A 16943-nucleotide genomic window follows, 5' to 3' on the forward strand; every position below is an offset into this window, starting at 1 on the left:
TATATTCACCTCGTTCTTACAAATATTCTTGTTGAACTTCAAGGCATTCCCAGGCGGGGTTGCTTTCCAAGTATTGCAATACTTGCGCCATTTCCTTATCCGCCATCTCTTTTGAGGAAGAAACGGTAACAAAGGCGATGCGGGTCCGTTGCCATACATTCTGGTGATCAACTTCCGCAGCTGAAACGTTGAATTTCTGTTTGGTGCGGGTCAGCATGCTTTTTAATACTGACCGTTTTTCTTTCAATGAATGCGCAACCGGAATGAAGAATTCACATTCCATGTATACGATCATTTGCGTTCGATTTCTTCCATAACGAATGCTTCAATAACATCGCCTTCTTTGATGTCATTAAAGTTTTTAATGGTAATCCCGCATTCGTATCCTTTGGCAACTTCTTTTGCATCATCTTTGAAACGTTTCAGCGTATCAAGTTCGCCTTCGAATACCACGATGCCTTCACGGATAACACGTACACCGCTGTCTCGAGTGATTTTGCCTTCCACTACGTAACTTCCGGCAATCGTGCCCACTTTAGATACTTTGAACGTGCTGCGAACTTCAGCCTGCCCAATGATTTTTTCTTCGAATTCAGGGTCCAATAACCCTTTCATTGCGAATTCAATTTCTTCGATTACTTTATAGATGATGCGGTGCAAACGAATATCGACGCCTTCTGCTTCTGCAGCGCGTTTCGCATTTACATCCGGACGGACGTTGAAACCGATAACGATTGCATTCGATGCAGCCGCTAGGGAAATATCGGATTCGGTGATGGCACCGGCTCCTGTATGAATGATTTTCACATTGACGCCTTCTACATCGATTTTCATCAATGAAGCCGCCATTGCTTCAACTGCACCTTGAACGTCAGCTTTGACAATCAGGTTCAATTCTTTCATTTCCCCTTGTTTCAACTGGTCAAACAAATTATCAAGCGTGACGCGTGTTTTTTCAGAACGCTGTACTTGAAGCGCTGAAGTTGCACGGGTTTCACCGACTTGGCGAGCTGTTTTCTCATCTTCAAATACGACAAAACGGTCACCGGCTTGCGGTACATCATTCAATCCTGTAATTTCAACAGGAGTCGACGGGCCCGCATCTTTCACACGGCGGCCAAGGTCATTGACCATCGCACGTACGCGGCCAAATGTATTTCCGACAACAATCGGATCTCCAACATGCAAAGTACCATCTTGGACAAGCAAAGTAGCTACCGAACCGCGGCCTTTATCAAGCTCGGCTTCAATAACCGTACCAATTGCCCGGCGTGCCGGGTTGGCTTTCAATTCGCCAACTTCCGATACAAGCAAGATCATTTCAAGCAAAGCGTCGATGCCTTCGCCTTTCAAAGCGGAGATCGGCACGAAAATCGTTTCGCCGCCCCAAGCTTCCGGCACAAGGCCATGTTCTGTAAGTTCCTGCATAACGCGGTCCGGATTGGCACTTGGCTTATCCATTTTGTTGACCGCAATAATGATTGGCACTTCAGCAGCTTTGGCGTGGTTGATCGCTTCTACTGTCTGCGGCATAACGCCGTCGTCAGCAGCTACAACGATAATGGCCAGATCCGTTACTTTAGCTCCGCGTGCACGCATTGTTGTAAACGCTGCGTGTCCCGGTGTATCAAGGAATGTGATCTTTTTGCCATTTTCAACTACTTGGTAAGCACCGATATGCTGCGTAATTCCGCCTGCTTCTCCAGCCGTCACTTTCGTGTTGCGAATTGAATCAAGCAAAGTCGTTTTACCATGGTCAACGTGTCCCATAATTGTAACAACAGGTGGACGCTCTTCTTGAAGTGTTTCGTCTTCCGGCTCGAAGTAGACTTCCAGGTCGGTTTTATCCACCAGGATTTCTTCTTCCACTTCCACTTCGTATTCCGCACAAATCAATTCGATTGCGTCTTTATCCAATTCTTGGTTGATAGTAGCCATTACACCAAGCATAAATAATTTTTTGATGATTTCAGACGGCTCGCGCCCTAATTTTTTTGCCAGTTCCGCTACAGTCAAAGACTCGCTGAATGTAATTTTAGCCGGCAATTCTTTCTCGCGTTTCGGCATTGGCGGCAGCGGGTTCACTGGCTGCTGCTGTCTGCCTTTGCGATTGCGGTTTTGGCCTCCGCGGCCTCCGCCGCCGCCCGGACGGTTGTTGCGCTGTCCTGGACCTGCAGTCGGTTTTGCTGCTTTAGGCGTAAAGTTCGATCCTTTTGCTCCTGCCGGACGGCTCTGGCCTTGTCCGCTGCTCTGTGGACGAGACTGGCCTTGTCCTGCTGGACGCGATTGCCCTTGTCCGCTGTTTTGGGGACGGGATTGTCCCTGTCCTGCTGGGCGTGATGACCCTTGGCCACTGTTTTGTGGACGGGACTGCCCCTGACCTGATGGACGGTTTTGTGCCTGGTGCTGTTGGCGTGCTTGTGTACGTCCTGCAGCAGGTTTTTTGTAAATGCCGTCCAATTTTGTTACAGCATTGTCTTCCAATGTCGCCATATGGTTGGCCACTTCAATATTAAGCTTTGATAACTGGTCAATAATCTCTTTGCTTGGCTTATCTACTTTTTTAGCGTATTCATGTACTCGAATTTTGGTCATCTGCTCACCCCCGGTTAATTTCTTCAAGCAAACTCGCTAGTTTTTTTGCAAACCCTTGATCGGTGATTGCTACTACTACACGCTCTGCTTTGCCTATTGCATGTCCAAGTTCAAAACGCGTTCCGAATACTTGGAGATCAACATTGTACGAATTGCATTTATCATGCACTTTCTTGCTCGTATTCTCTGATGCATCTTCTGACAATATGACCAATTTTGCATTGCCACTCCGCACTTCAGCCACTGCCATGCCTTCTCCGGAGGTCGTCATCCGGGCTCGGGTAGCCAATCCTAAAATTTGCAGGAATTTCTCTTTGGTCTTTAGTTGTTCAGTGTTCATTACTTCTTCAGCTGCTCTCTTAGGACTACGCGCGTTAATTCGTCGTAGATTTCAGCTGGAACTTTAGCTTCCAGTTGATTGTCCAAAACTTTCTTTTTTCGGGCCAATTCAATGGCGTCCTCCGACTTCGAGACGTAAGCGCCGCGGCCTGACTTTTTGCCAGTCAAATCGACAAACACTTCGCCTTCTTTTGTCCGGACTACACGGATCATTTCTTTTTTAGGATGCATCTCACCAGTAGCGACGCATTTACGTAATGGAATTTTCTTTTGCAGAGCCAACGGACATCACCTTCTCTACGTTATTCTTTTTCCTCATAAAAATCAAAATCGTCAAGCTCTTCACCGGACTCAACCAGTTCGATTGTTGAATTTTCATTTGGGTAAATCCCAAGTTCACGGGCATCCGTTTCGCTCTTGATATCGATTTTCCAGCCTGTCAGTTTCGCAGCAAGCCGTGCGTTTTGTCCGCGTTTACCGATTGCCAATGACAATTGATAATCCGGCACCACAACGGTTGTTGATTTTTCGGCTTCGTTGACTTGAACGTCCAGAACTTTTGAGGGGCTAAGCGCATTTGCGACAAAGATTACCGGTTCTTCGGACCATTCCACGATATCAATTTTCTCGCCGTTCAATTCGTTGACGATTGTCTGAACGCGTGCGCCTTTTGCTCCAACACATGAGCCGACCGGGTCAATATCGTCGCGGTGTGCAACGACCGAAATCTTCGAACGGTCTCCAGCTTCACGGGCAATCGATTTGATCTCGACGATTCCTTCGAAAATCTCCGGAACTTCGTTTTCAAACAAACGGCGAAGCAATCCAGGGTGTGTACGGGATACAAACACCTGAGGCCCGCGCGTTGTGCGCTCCACTTTTGTGATATACACTTTGATGCGGTCATGCGGCTGGTAGGATTCATTTGGCATTTGCTCAGTCTGCGGAAGCACTGCTTCCACTTTTCCAAGGCCTACATATAGATTGCGGGCATCCATGCGTTCAACGATGCCGTTGACGATATCATCGGCACGGTCCACAAATTCTTCAAAAATCAACCCGCGCTCTGCTTCGCGCACACGCTGTGTGACCACTTGCTTCGCAGTTTGGGCAGCAATGCGTCCGAAGTTCCGAGGAGTTACCTCTTCTTCAACGATGTCCGCCAGTTCGTATGCCGGATTGATTGCTTTCGCATCTTCCAGCGAAATTTGCAAACGATCGTCTTCCACTTCTTCGACGACGTCTTTGCGCGAATAGACCAGCATCGTCCCTGTATTCAAATTCAAGTCCACTCGCACGTTCTGCGCCTGGTTGAAGTTGCGTTTATAAGCTGTAACTAGCGCTGCTTCAATCGCTTCAATCAAAACATCTCTTGAAATCCCTTTTTGCTTTTCTAAAGCATCCAATGCATCCAATAACTCATTGCTCATCTTCTTATTCACTCCCATGTTCTTCAATCAAGTTTTGCAGAAAAATCAATGGCCAATCGGATAACAGCGATCTTTTTCCGTTCAATGACAATTTTCTTTCTGCGTGTTTTGATTTTAACTTCAATTTCAACTTCTTCATCGGTATAAGACAACAGGTAACCTTCGAATTCTTTTGCGTTTTCAACGGGTTCATACGTTTTAATGTAAATGAATTTCCCGAGCGCTTTTTCGAAATCTTGTTCTTTTTTCAATGGACGCTCTGCACCAGGTGAAGATACTTCCAAGAAATAATTTTGTTCAATCGGATCCAGCTTATCCAGAATCTCGCTCAGTTTTTCACTGACCAGCGCGCATTGATCGATGTCGATCGGCGCTGCCGGATTGTCTACATAGACACGCAAAAACCAGCTGCGTCCTTCTTTTAAAAATTCCACATCCACAAGCTCCAATTGGAGTTCTTCTGTGATGGGCAAAGCAAGTTGTTCAATTTGTTCGGTAATTTTGCTCATATATGCCTCCCGCGGTTTTTATCCCACTTTAACAGTCAGTAAATCCCCCAGTATTGCACGTGGGAGATTAACTGACGGTAAAAGTTTGATTGGTTGAACCCACACGCAGTGGCGGGTCAAAATATCCACTGTGTGAAGTTTCACTTTATGCCATAACAACAGAAAAGAGCGGGAAATCCCACTCTTCTGCGACAGAGCTATCAGTAAATGTTATTACAATAATACCATAATCCCCGGTGCCGTGCAACTTCCTAGAACAGTGACAGCTGATTGGCATCCGGCATGCCTTCCAAGCAGCCATGGTCATCCATGTATTCGATAATGGTTTTGGAAACGCGCCCTCGCTGCTGCAAGTCCTCTTTCGACAAGAACGTTCCTTGTTCGCGGGCAGCAACAATCGATTTGGCGGCGTTCGTTCCAAGCCCCGGAATTGCGTTAAACGGCGGAATCAGTGTTTTGCCATCAATGATGAACTGGTCAGCAGACGACTTATACAAATCGACTTTCTGGAACGAATAGCCGCGTTCCACCATTTCCAGCGCCAATTCCATAACCGTCAGCAAGTTCTTTTCTTTTGTTGAAGCTTCAAGGCCTTTGGCGTTGATCTCATCGATTTTCGCACGGATGGACTGCGAACCTTTAGCCATCGCGTTGACATCGAAATCTTCCGCACGGACCGTAAAGTACGCTGCGTAGTAAAGGATCGGGAAATGGACTTTGAAATAAGCGATGCGCACAGCCATCAGCACGTAAGCGGCGGCGTGGGCTTTCGGGAACATGTATTTGATCTTTTTGCACGATTCAATATACCAGTTCGGGACCCCTTCTTTTTTCATCGCTTCTTCCATTTCCGGAGTCAACCCTTTCCCTTTACGGACCGATTCCATGATCTTGAACGCTAGCGAAGATTCAAGGCCCTGGTAAATCAGGTAAACCATGATATCATCCCGGCATCCGATTACATCAGACAATTGGCAGGTGCCGTTTTGGATCAATTCCTGGGCATTGCTGAGCCATACATCCGTTCCGTGGGAAAGCCCGGAAATCTGGACGAGCTCTGAAAACGTCGTCGGTTTTGTTTCTTCGAGCATCTGGCGCACAAAACGCGTACCAAACTCAGGAATCCCGTATGTTCCGGTTTTGCAGCCAATCTGCTTTTCTGTTACCCCGAGCGAATCCACACCGGAAAAGATCTTCATCACTTCCGGGTCATCCGTCGGAATCGTCTTCGGATCGATGCCGGATAAATCCTGCAGCATCCGGATCACCGTTGGATCATCGTGTCCGAGGATATCGAGCTTCAATAAGTTATCGTGGATGGAATGGAAATCAAAATGCGTCGTTTTCCATTCCGAATCCTGGGCATCAGCCGGAAACTGAATCGGCGAGAAATCGTAAATATCCATATAATCCGGCACAACGATAATTCCGCCCGGATGCTGCCCTGTGCTTCGCTTAACGCCGGAACAGCCTTGGACAAGGCGGTCAATTTCCGCACCCCTGAACGCTAAATTGTGGTCATTAGCATAACCGCGGACATAGCCGTATGCCGTTTTTTCCGCTACTGTTCCGATGGTGCCGGCGCGGAACACATTGTCTTCCCCGAACAATTCCTTCGTGTAGTTGTGGGCTCTAGCCTGATAATCCCCACTGAAGTTCAAATCGATATCGGGAACTTTGTCCCCTTTAAAGCCGAGGAAGGTTTCAAACGGAATATCCTGCCCTTCTTTTTGGAAAGGAATGTCGCAATCCGGGCAGTTTTTGTCCGGCAAATCGAATCCGGATCCGACAGACCCGTCATCGAAGAACTCAGATTTTTTGCATTTCGTGCAAATATAATGCGGCGGCAATGGATTGACTTCCGTAATTTCCGTCAATGTCGCAACGAGCGAAGAACCGACCGATCCCCGCGAACCTACGAGATAGCCGTCGTCGAGCGATTTCTTCACCAGTTTATGGGAAATGAGGTAAATTACAGCGAATCCGTGGCCGATAATCGATTTCAATTCTTTTTCGATGCGGGCTTCGACGATTTCCGGCAGATCCGGACCGTAGATTTTATGGGCCATATCATAGCTCAATTCGCGTACTTCCTCGTCCGCACCTTCAATTTTCGGCGTATACAGATCATCTTTGATCGGTTTTACCGTTTCAATCATATCCGCTATCTTATTGGAGTTGGTGACCACGATTTCCTTCGCCGTCTCGGCTCCAAGAAAATCGAAAGCTTCCAGCATTTCATCGGTCGTCCGGAAATGGACTTTCGGCAATTTCTGGCGGTTCAGCGGGTTGGCCCCGCCTTGGGAACCGATCAGCACTTGCCGGAAAATGGCATCGTTTTCGTCCAGGTAATGGACGTTTCCGGTTGCCACCAGTGGCAATTCCAGTTTGCGACTGACTTTCACCAGCTTGCGCATGACGTCCTCCAAGTTCCATTCATCACGGATCAATTCTTTTTCGATCAAATGGGAATACACTTCTTTTGGATGGACTTCCAGATAATCATAGAACTTCGCCGTCTGTTCGACTTCTTCCATCGATTTTTGCATCACTGCTTCGAAAACTTCCCCTTTGTCGCAGCCCGAGCCGACAAGCAGCCCTTTTCGGTGGCGCTGCAGCAGCGAACGCGGAATACGCGGCACCCGGTAGAAATAATCGATATGCGAAGCAGAAACCAGTTTGAACAGATTCTTCAGCCCTTCATCATTTTGCGCAAGCAAGGTGCAGTGGGTAGGGCGTGAACGTTTATAAGCATCACCGGCGCCGACATAATCATTCAGCTGGTCATGGTAAAGGATGCCTTTTTCATGCGCTTCTTTCAGCAAATGCGTCAGCAAATAAGAAGTCGCTTCCGTATCGTAGATGGCCCGGTGATGCTGGGTCAATTCGATGCCGAATTTTTTAGCAAGCGTATTTAGCCGGTGGTTTTTCAATTCCGGATGAAGCATACGGGCCAGTTCCAATGTATCGATCGTAGCATGCTTCATATCGATGCCGTATTTTTTATAAGATACATATAAGAAGCCCATATCGAATGATGCGTTGTGCGCGACCATGATGTGGTCGCCTGCCCATTCATGGTACTTGCGGATGACTTCTTCCACTTCCGGCGCATTTTTCACCATGTCATCTGTGATGCCCGTCAGCTCTATGGTTGTTGCGGACAGGTCGTGATGCGGATTGGCAAAGCTTTCGAATTTATCAATGATTTGGCCGCCCTTGATTTTGACAGCGGCAAGTTCGATGATGATATCGTAAACGGCCGACAGTCCGGTCGTCTCCAAGTCAAATACGACAAATGTTTCTTCTTCAAGCAAGGCATGGCGCTCTTCGTAGGCGATCGGCACGCCGTCGTCCACTAAGTTCGCTTCCAGCCCGAATATCGCTTTGATGCCGTATTTCTTGCTGGCAGCATAAGCATCCGGGAAAGATTGCACACCGGCATGGTCGGTAATCGCAATGGCCGGATGCCCCCATTTGGCAGCTTGCGATACTAGGGAATCGACTGATGAAACGGCATCCATAGCGCTCATCGGCGTATGCAGATGCAATTCCACCCGTTTTTCTTCCGCTGTGTCTTTGCGGAGCTGTGGATTGATTTCCACCATATCCTGCGCCATCATCACCAGATCACGTACAAACGTATCGGTTTGGATGGAACCGCGTGCTTTCAGCCACATTCCTTTTTTCAGGCTGCCCATCAATTCGGCGTCTTCTTTGTCGCGTGAGAACATCTTCACTAAAATCGAATCGGTATAGTCCGTCATTTTCACGGTCAGCAACGAGCGGCCGCTCCGGAGCTCGCGGACTTCCACATCAAAGACAAAGCCTTCGATTGTCACTCTGCGTTCTTCATCAATAATCGATTTGATTTCCACAATTTTTTCATCCGGCTTGATGGCCACGCCCATCTGGAACGGACCGGATGGCACACCGTTTTCTTTGCGGTCGGTTTCCCGTTTCTTCATGTCCGCCAACGCCTTGGACGCCATTTCTATTTCTTCGATGCGGCGCTGTTCCATAAAGGCCAAATGCGCTGCTTCCTGGTCGCCTTCAGCGAGCTGGAACTCGATGGCTATACGCGGGAACCCGAATTGTTGAAACGCGCCCGACAATTTATCCGTATACTTCGATTTCAGCGCCATCATTTCATGCTCGTGGCTGCAGCATAACATCAACTTGCTGCCGTTCCATTCCGGCACTTGCGAAAGCAGCTGATCGCGAAGCGGCGGAGCCATATCCGAAAATTCTTCCACGACATAGCGCCAGTATTCCATGACCAGATCGCCATCTGCTGATTGGGCCTCACTTTCAATCGAAAGCTGGACATTCGCAATGGTCGCAAAAGTTGTATTTAGACGTTCTTTTAATAATAGAAATAATTTCAGCGGCAAAGTCTGTTTTACTTTAATCAGAAAACGCCAGGTCCGCTCTTTTTTATGGACCGTCATCCGTGTCAGTTCAGCCTCTTCGAAAAAAGGCATGTGTACATCGTCTGTTAGGTCGAGATGCTGAAGAAGTAGCTTGAATCGCATCTTTGAATCTTGCAGGTTTGTCATAACTATCCCCTTCATAAAAAATTAATTCAACTAAGAATAAAGAAAGGAAAGTACAGTTGTACTTTCCTCTCCATCATATCAGATTTGCTGATTATTTTTTAAAGAATTGCTGCAAGTGATCGAGCAATTCTTCCCGTTTCCACTCAAACGTTTCTCCCGTACGGCGGTATTTCACTTCCAAAATTCCTTCAGAAGCTTTTTTGCCGACGGTGATGCGGACCGGCAAGCCGATCAAATCAGCATCCGTGAACTTAACGCCTGCACGCTCGTTGCGGTCGTCGAGCAGGACTTCGTAGCGGTAGGATTTCAATAATTTATATAAATCTTCTCCAAGTTCGCGCTGCGTTTCGTCTTTCATGTTGACCGGCAAAATATGCACTTCATACGGTGCAATTGCGTCCGGCCAGATAAAGCCATTGTCATCCTGGAACTGTTCAGCAACAGCCGCCATCACACGTGATACACCAATGCCGTAGCAGCCCATGATATAAGGCATCGCTCTGCCCTGGTCGTTCAAGAAAGTCGCTTTCATCGGCTCGCTGTAAGTCGTGCCCAGTTTGAAAATATGGCCGACTTCGATGCCTTTGGCAAATTGGATGGTGCCTTCGCCGTCTGGAGAAGGGTCTCCCTCTTGGACAAAGCGAAGATCCGCATAAGATTCAACAGAGAAATCTTTTTCAGGGTTGACGTTGATGAAATGGAACCCATCTTCGTTCGCGCCTGTCACACCGTTGACAATCGATTGGACTGCCTGGTCCGCGTACACCTTAATCATTGATGGCAATTTCACCGGCCCCAGGGAACCAATTTCGCAGCCCAATGCCTGCTGCACTTCTTCCGGTTCAGCAAGCTCGACGATTGTTGCACCTGTTGCATGCTTCACTTTGACGTCATTGATTTCGTGGTCACCACGGGACAATACCACTACCAATTCCTCATCCGCTTTGAATACCAATGTCTTAATGCATTGTTCCGGGGTTGTGTTCAGGAAGGCTGCAACATCTACAATGGTCTTCTGGTCCGGCGTTGCCACTTTTTCAAGTTCTTTCATCGCTTCATCCGATTTTGGATACTCCATGTTCACTGCTGCCATTTCAATATTTGCAGCATAGGAAGACGTGTCAGAATAGGCAATCGTGTCTTCGCCAATTTCAGAAAGCACCATAAATTCATGGTTGTCTTTTCCGCCGATAGCTCCCGAGTCAGCAATGACGGCGCGGAAGTTTAATCCCAGGCGTGTGAAAATATTCGTATAAGCCTGCATCATATCGTTGTATGTGTCATCCAAACTTTCTTTCGTTGCATGGAACGAATACGCGTCTTTCATCAAGAATTCACGCCCGCGAAGCAAGCCGAAGCGCGGACGTTTTTCGTCGCGGAATTTCGACTGGATCTGGAAAAGGTTCAATGGCAATTTTTTGTAGGATTTGATCTCATCGCGAAGCAGGCTCGTAATGACTTCTTCATGTGTTGCTCCAAGAGCAAATTCACGGTTATTGCGGTCGGTCAGTCTCATCAATTCGTCGCCGTAAGAATACCAGCGGCCGGTTTCCTGCCAAAGTTCTGCTTGCTGCAGCGCCGGAAGGAAGACTTCCACACTGTTGACGGCTTCCATTTCTTCGCGGATCACGTTTTCCACTTTTTGCAGAACGCGTTTGCCTAAAGGCAGAAACGAATAAACACCGCTCGTATTTTGGCGGATAAATCCAGCCCGCAATAATAGCTGATGCGATTTAACATCTGCATCTGCCGGTGTTTCTCTTAATGTAGGGATAAAAGTTGCTGTTTGTTTCATTCCAAAATGCACCTCAACTGACTATTTAATTTTTTAATGCGGTTTTGCTTTTCTAAGTCTAACGCCTAGTCTTTCAAGTTTACTTCATACTTGTCGGAAATGGTAAAGCCCGCCATGGCTCCGTGCCTTCCGGCGCTTGTCGGGGCTTAGCGGGCAATTGTCTGCTGTTCAATCAAAAAAAGAATTTCTGGATATCGTTCCAGGTGACGACAATCATCAGCAGCATGAGCAGCATAATGCCGACAAAATGGACCATGCCTTCTTTTTGGCGGTCGACCGGTTTTCCACGGACGCCTTCAATGATGAAGAACATCAAGCGGCCGCCATCAAGTGCCGGAAGCGGCAATAAGTTCATGATCCCCAAGTTGATGCTCAGCATGCCTGCCCAGCTCATCAACGTGAAAATGCCGTACTTTGCAACTTCTTCAGTCGTTTTATAAATTCCTACAGGGCCGGACAATGCATCAATCGTAAATTGGCCCGTTACCAGCATTCCGAGCAAACGGAAAATTTCCTTGAACCAGAATACAGTTTGTTCAGCGCCATAAGCGAAAGAACCTAAGAAATCCTTTTCAAGCGGGCTTCGGTAAAGCACGCCGATGACGCCCACTTTTTCAGGAGATTCTTCCGACACTTCCGGTGTGATGGTGAAATCAAGCGTTTCGCCGCCGCGTTCCACTTCAAATGGCAATGGATTGCCGGCGTTGTCCTGAACAGATTCCACTAATTCATTCCATGAAGCAATGGACTTGCCATCAATTTCCTTCACCAAATCCCCATTTTGCAAACCGGCTTCAGCAGCTGGGCTGTCTTCGGTTACTTCTGTAATCACCGGTTCATTGGTCGGGATGCCTTGCATCAATCCGATTGCGGTAAAAATGAAGAACGCAAGAATAAAGTTGAACAGCGGCCCAGCCAGTATCGTCATAAAACGGTGGCCAAGGCTTTTCGAATCAAACTGGCGGTCATAAGGAGCAAGAATCGTTTCTCTGCCGTTTTCTTCAACTACAGCATCACGCGCAACTTCAATGCGGACAAATTTGTCTTCTTCGTCATATCCCTTGATGTACAGTTCTTTTTCCAGGTCCGCTTCTTCCACTTCCATCAGCAAAATGTCCGGGTACATCGCTTTCTGGTTCATGATAATTTTTGTAGCTTGTCCATCTTTATTCAACAGTACACCGATGCGGTGCCCTGCCTGCAGATGGATGGTGTCCATGTCTTCTCCGGCCATACGGACATAGCCGCCGATCGGCAATAGCCGCAGCGTATAGATGGTCTCGCCTTTCGTAATGCCCAGAATTTTCGGGCCCATCCCGATTGCAAACTCACGCACTAAGATGCCGGCACGTTTTGCAAACAGAAAATGGCCAAATTCATGAAAAAATACTAAAGCACCGAAAATAATTATAAACGCTAGTACTGTTTCCATTTAAACCCATCCTTATAAACCGTTTTCGGTTTTAATCTTTAGTTATTTTAGCATGTTTTTGACGGATTTTCTTGTTTCAGCATCTACGTATAAAATCGTTTCCAAATCCGGCGCCGAAACCACCTGGTGGCTATGCATCGCGCGTTCAATCAACTCTTCAATCTGCAAAAATGTAATTTCTTCATTTAAAAACATCGCCACAGCCTGTTCGTTGGCGGCGTTCAAAACAGTCGTCATTGTACCGCCAGCCCGGCCTGCCTCAAAAGCCATTTTCAATGCACGGAAACGGTCGTAATCCATTTCCTGAAAATGAAGTTTGCCGATTTCCGCCAAATTCAACCGTTTGGCTTCCGGACGCGGCAATCGATCCGGATAAGTGAGTGCATACTGGATCGGCACCCGCATATCCGGCGTGCCCAATTGTGCCATCACACTCGTGTCTTGGAATTCCACCATGGAATGGATAATGCTTTCACGGTGCAGCAAGACGTCGATGTCGTTGTAGTCAAAATCAAATAAAACGTGTGCTTCGATCACTTCCAGCCCTTTGTTGACCATGGTCGCCGAATCAATCGTAATTTTTGCGCCCATTGACCAATTGGGATGGTTCAATGCTTCTTTTACGGTCACGTTTTTTAAATCGTCACGGGTTGAGTCGCGGAAGCTGCCGCCGGATGCGGTTAGGATCAAGCGGCTGGCCTGTTCTCTTTTTTCTCCGTTCAAGGACTGGAACAGCGCTGAGTGCTCACTGTCGACCGGAAGGATGGTCGCTCCGTATTCTTTTGCGCTTTGCATGACCAAATGGCCGGCAGTCACCAATGTTTCTTTGTTGGCAATCGCTACCGTACGCCCCAGCTTGATCGCTTCTAAAGTCGGTTTCAGCCCGACGCTGCCAAGGACCGCGTTGACCAAAACATCCGCTTCATATGTTGCGGTTTCAATTAGGCCGGAATCGCCCGAAACGACGTGGACACCGGGAAATTCATTTCTCAAGGAAACGGCATCATCATCGTTTTGTACACATACAATTTCCGGATGGAATTCACGGATAAAGTCACGGGTTACCGCCATGTTTTTGCCGGCAGCAAATCCGGTTAATGAAAAATCTTCTGGATGTTCACGGATAATATCGGCTGTCTGCACACCGATTGAACCGGTGGCACCCAGCAAAATAATACTTTTTGCCATTTAAAAAATCCTTTCTTAGATGAAATGTAAAAAGTGCAGCAGCGGCATGACAAACAGAATGCTGTCAAAGCGGTCCAATATGCCGCCATGCCCAGGCAGGATGTTCCCTGAGTCCTTGACGTTGAAATGGCGCTTTAACGCCGATTCCACTAAATCGCCCATTTGGCCAAATATCGAAGCAACAATCGATACCGCGATGATAATCAGAATCGGTTTGTCTAAATCGACAAAGTAATTCAAGATCAAGCCGATGCCAATTGCCCATACAATGCCGCCGATAAAGCCTTCTACGGTCTTATTCGGCGAAATTTCCGGCCATAGTTTGCGTTTGCCGATTTTGCGGCCCGTAAAATACGCCCCGGAATCTGTAAACCAGACGATGAACAACGCAAAAATAATATAAGCAAGCCCATACTCGCGGGTTTCAATTGTGTAGTAAAAGCCCATTCCTAAATACAGCGTCCCAAGCACGGCAAATGCTGCATCATCAAATGTAAAGCTGTTCTTAACGACAACCGTATGTATGAGCAGCAAAATCACTGCTAAAAAAGCGAATTCCACTTTTATGTAACCGGTCCACTCATAAATTTGAGCTGCCCACTGATCCGGCAGCATAAAGGCATACAATCCAAAAAGTGAGATAAGCCCTGGAATGCTCCAAAGTGACCGGCCTTTCATTTTCAATAATTCCTGCAATCCGATTGTTCCTAATGCATACATCAAAAGAATAAATGGCGTTCCGCCGATATACACAAAAGGAATGAAAAGAGCTGCAGCAATAACTCCCGTTATGATGCGTTGTTTCAATTTGCTTCTTCCCCTTTCAATCCTCCAAATCTGCGATTTCGCTTCTGGTAATTCTCCACTGCTTCCAGCAAAGATTCTTCCCCGAAATCCGGCCACAAAGTTTCCGTAAACCACAATTCCGTGTAAGCCAATTGCCAAAGCATAAAGTTGCTTAATCGGACTTCTCCACTTGTGCGGATCAGCAAATCAGGTTCCGGCAAATCATTTGTCATCAAACCTGAAGAAATCCGGTCTTCTGTAATGTCTGCCAAATCCAGCTTTCCTGCTGCCACTTGGGCCGCGATATCTTTGACGGCATCGACGATTTCCGAACGGCTGCCGTAGTTCAGCGCAAAATTCAGCACAAGGCCTGTATTGTGCTTCGTGGCTTCCTTCGCTTTTCTGATTGCAGAAATTGTATGTGAAGGCAAATTGTGATGGTAGCCTATCATTTCAACACGGACATTTTCTTCTATCAATTCAGGCAGAAACGTGGATAAAAATTCTTCCGGCAAGCGCATGAGAAAATCGACTTCCATTTTCGGCCGTTTCCAGTTTTCTGTGGAAAACGCATAAAGGGTTAAAACTTCAACCCCTAAATGATTGGCCAGCTTTGTAATTTTTCGGACCGTTTTCATTCCTTCGTGATGGCCTGCCACTCTCGGTAAAGAACGTTTTTTGGCCCAGCGCCCGTTGCCGTCCATAATAATGGCAATATGGGCTGGAACTCCTTCTTTGGCAACTTCATATAAGCGCTCTTCGTATCCCTGCGCTGCATCTTCCAAAGCTGGATCTGCCATTCGTTTTAATAATTTATTGAACATAGTTTAATCCTCCACCTGTTACAAATCGGCATGTCTATTGCTTATCATATCAAAAAAATCGGCATTGTGCGCTTACTTTCACGATGCAAGACAATTTTTGGCATGAAAAAGCGTCCTGTAATACAGGACGCTCAGCTATAGTGAAAGTTCGGTTTAGACTTCCATTATTTCTTTTTCTTTAGTTTTAGCAACTTCGTCGATTTTGCCGATATAGGAATCCGTCAATTTTTGGACTTCATCTCCATAGCTGCGCAAATCATCTTCCGTAATTTCGCTCTTTTTCTCAAGCTTTTTGAAATCGTCGTTCGCATCGCGGCGAATGTTGCGGATCCCCACTTTTGCTTCTTCCGCTTCTTTTTTCACTTGTTTCACCAAGTCTTTGCGGCGTTCTTCTGTTAAAGCCGGAATCGCCAGGCGAATCACCGTGCCGTCGTTTGAAGGGCTTAAGCCAAGATCCGATTTCATGATTGCTTTTTCGATATCGCCCATGATCGTTTTATCGTAAGGCTGAATCACAATCAGACGAGCTTCCGGTACAGATACACCCGCCACCTGGTTGATCGGTGTAGGTGCGCCATAATAGTCAACTGTCAATTTGTTCAGGATAGAAGGGTTCGCACGTCCTGCACGGATTGAAGAAAGTTCACGTGAAAAAGCTGAAATAGCATTTTCCATTTTCGTCTTCGTTTCGTTCATCACATTTTTCGGCATTATAATGTTCTCCTCACTACTGTCCCGATTTTTTCACCGAGTACAGCCCGTTTTATATTTCCGTTTTCCATAATTGAGAATACTACGAGTGGGATGTCATTGTCCATACAAAGTGTGGAAGCAGTGGAATCCATAACTTGCAAGCCTTGCTGAATTACATCGAAGTAAGACAACTCATCGTATTTGACTGCCGAATCATCTGTTTTAGGGTCTGCAGAGTAGACGCCATCCACATTGTTCTTCGCCATCAAAATAACATCGGCTTCAATTTCAGCTGCGCGAAGTGCGGCTGTCGTATCCGTCGAGAAGTAAGGATTCCCTGTGCCTGCTGCAAAAATAACAACCCGCTTTTTCTCTAAATGGCGAATTGCTCTTCTGCGGATATACGGTTCTGCGACTTGGCGCATTTCAATTGAAGACAGGACGCGTGTTTCGACGCCTTGTTTTTCCAATGAATCTTGCAGCGCCAATGAATTCATGACTGTTGCCAGCATACCCATGTAGTCTGCAGTTGCGCGGTCCATTCCCATTTCAGATCCGACTTTGCCTCTCCAGATATTGCCGCCGCCTACAACGACTGCAACTTCTACGCCAAGTTCCACTACTTCTTTTACTTGGCTGGCGACTGTCTTGATGATTTCAGGAGATAAACCGAACCCTTGTCCGCCTGCCATCGCTTCTCCACTTAGTTTTAGTACAATGCGTTTATACTGTTGAACACTCATCGGTACCCTCCGTTACACTTTTATTGAAAAATAGGGAACACCTTTCAGTG

The 16943-nt window shown here is 47.0% G+C and carries 14 protein-coding genes; all 14 read right to left on the reverse strand.

Annotated elements, in window-relative coordinates:
• Nucleotides 1-16: 16 nt before the first annotated feature.
• Complete coding sequence (locus BLQ32_RS06300; RefSeq protein ID WP_036806634.1) at nt 17-295, reverse strand: DUF503 domain-containing protein; 279 nt, start codon at nt 293-295, stop codon at nt 17-19.
• Nucleotides 292-2595: a translation initiation factor IF-2 gene (gene infB / locus BLQ32_RS06305; RefSeq protein ID WP_036806637.1), complete on the reverse strand. Its 2304-nt coding sequence runs from the start codon at nt 2593-2595 to the stop codon at nt 292-294. Before infB ends, BLQ32_RS06300 begins: the two co-directional genes overlap by 4 nt.
• A 4-nt stretch (nt 2596-2599) precedes the next feature.
• Entirely contained in the window at nt 2600-2935 is a 336-nt protein-coding gene (locus BLQ32_RS06310; protein WP_036806640.1) for a YlxQ family RNA-binding protein, read from the reverse strand.
• On the reverse strand, nt 2935-3216 hold the full coding sequence (gene rnpM, locus BLQ32_RS06315; RefSeq protein WP_036806643.1) for an RNase P modulator RnpM: 282 nt from the start codon (nt 3214-3216) through the stop codon (nt 2935-2937). Before rnpM ends, BLQ32_RS06310 begins: the two co-directional genes overlap by 1 nt.
• 20 nt (nt 3217-3236) lie before the next feature.
• Nucleotides 3237-4364, reverse strand: coding sequence for a transcription termination factor NusA (nusA, locus tag BLQ32_RS06320; RefSeq protein ID WP_036806646.1), 1128 nt, complete (start codon nt 4362-4364; stop codon nt 3237-3239).
• Nucleotides 4365-4387: 23 nt separating this feature from the next.
• Entirely contained in the window at nt 4388-4873 is a 486-nt protein-coding gene (rimP, locus tag BLQ32_RS06325; protein WP_036806649.1) for a ribosome maturation factor RimP, read from the reverse strand.
• A gap of 251 nt (nt 4874-5124) precedes the next feature.
• Nucleotides 5125-9432, reverse strand: a complete 4308-nt coding sequence (locus BLQ32_RS06330; RefSeq protein WP_074509520.1) for a PolC-type DNA polymerase III — start codon at nt 9430-9432, stop codon at nt 5125-5127.
• Between the two features lie 91 nt (nt 9433-9523).
• Nucleotides 9524-11227, reverse strand: coding sequence for a proline--tRNA ligase (locus BLQ32_RS06335; protein WP_074509521.1), 1704 nt, complete (start codon nt 11225-11227; stop codon nt 9524-9526).
• Nucleotides 11228-11399: 172 nt separating this feature from the next.
• Nucleotides 11400-12659 (reverse strand): RIP metalloprotease RseP, encoded by a 1260-nt coding sequence (gene rseP / locus BLQ32_RS06340; protein ID WP_074509522.1) that lies wholly within the window; start codon nt 12657-12659, stop codon nt 11400-11402.
• A gap of 42 nt (nt 12660-12701) precedes the next feature.
• Nucleotides 12702-13847, reverse strand: a complete 1146-nt coding sequence (gene dxr, locus BLQ32_RS06345) for a 1-deoxy-D-xylulose-5-phosphate reductoisomerase (RefSeq protein ID WP_036806662.1) — start codon at nt 13845-13847, stop codon at nt 12702-12704.
• A 15-nt stretch (nt 13848-13862) separates the two neighbouring features.
• Nucleotides 13863-14654: a phosphatidate cytidylyltransferase gene (locus BLQ32_RS06350; RefSeq protein WP_074509523.1), complete on the reverse strand. Its 792-nt coding sequence runs from the start codon at nt 14652-14654 to the stop codon at nt 13863-13865.
• On the reverse strand, nt 14651-15457 hold the full coding sequence (locus BLQ32_RS06355; protein WP_036806668.1) for an undecaprenyl pyrophosphate synthase: 807 nt from the start codon (nt 15455-15457) through the stop codon (nt 14651-14653). Before BLQ32_RS06355 ends, BLQ32_RS06350 begins: the two co-directional genes overlap by 4 nt.
• Nucleotides 15458-15610: 153 nt before the next feature.
• Nucleotides 15611-16168 carry a ribosome recycling factor gene (gene frr, locus BLQ32_RS06360; protein WP_036806671.1) on the reverse strand — a complete coding sequence of 186 codons (558 nt, stop codon included), beginning with the start codon at nt 16166-16168 and terminating at the stop codon, nt 15611-15613.
• Nucleotides 16168-16893, reverse strand: a complete 726-nt coding sequence (gene pyrH, locus BLQ32_RS06365) for a UMP kinase (RefSeq protein ID WP_036806674.1) — start codon at nt 16891-16893, stop codon at nt 16168-16170. Before pyrH ends, frr begins: the two co-directional genes overlap by 1 nt.
• Nucleotides 16894-16943: the final 50 nt, after the last annotated feature.

It is taken from the genome of Planococcus glaciei, from assembly GCF_900099655.1.
GTDB classification, from domain to species: Bacteria; Bacillota; Bacilli; order Bacillales_A; family Planococcaceae; genus Planococcus; species Planococcus glaciei.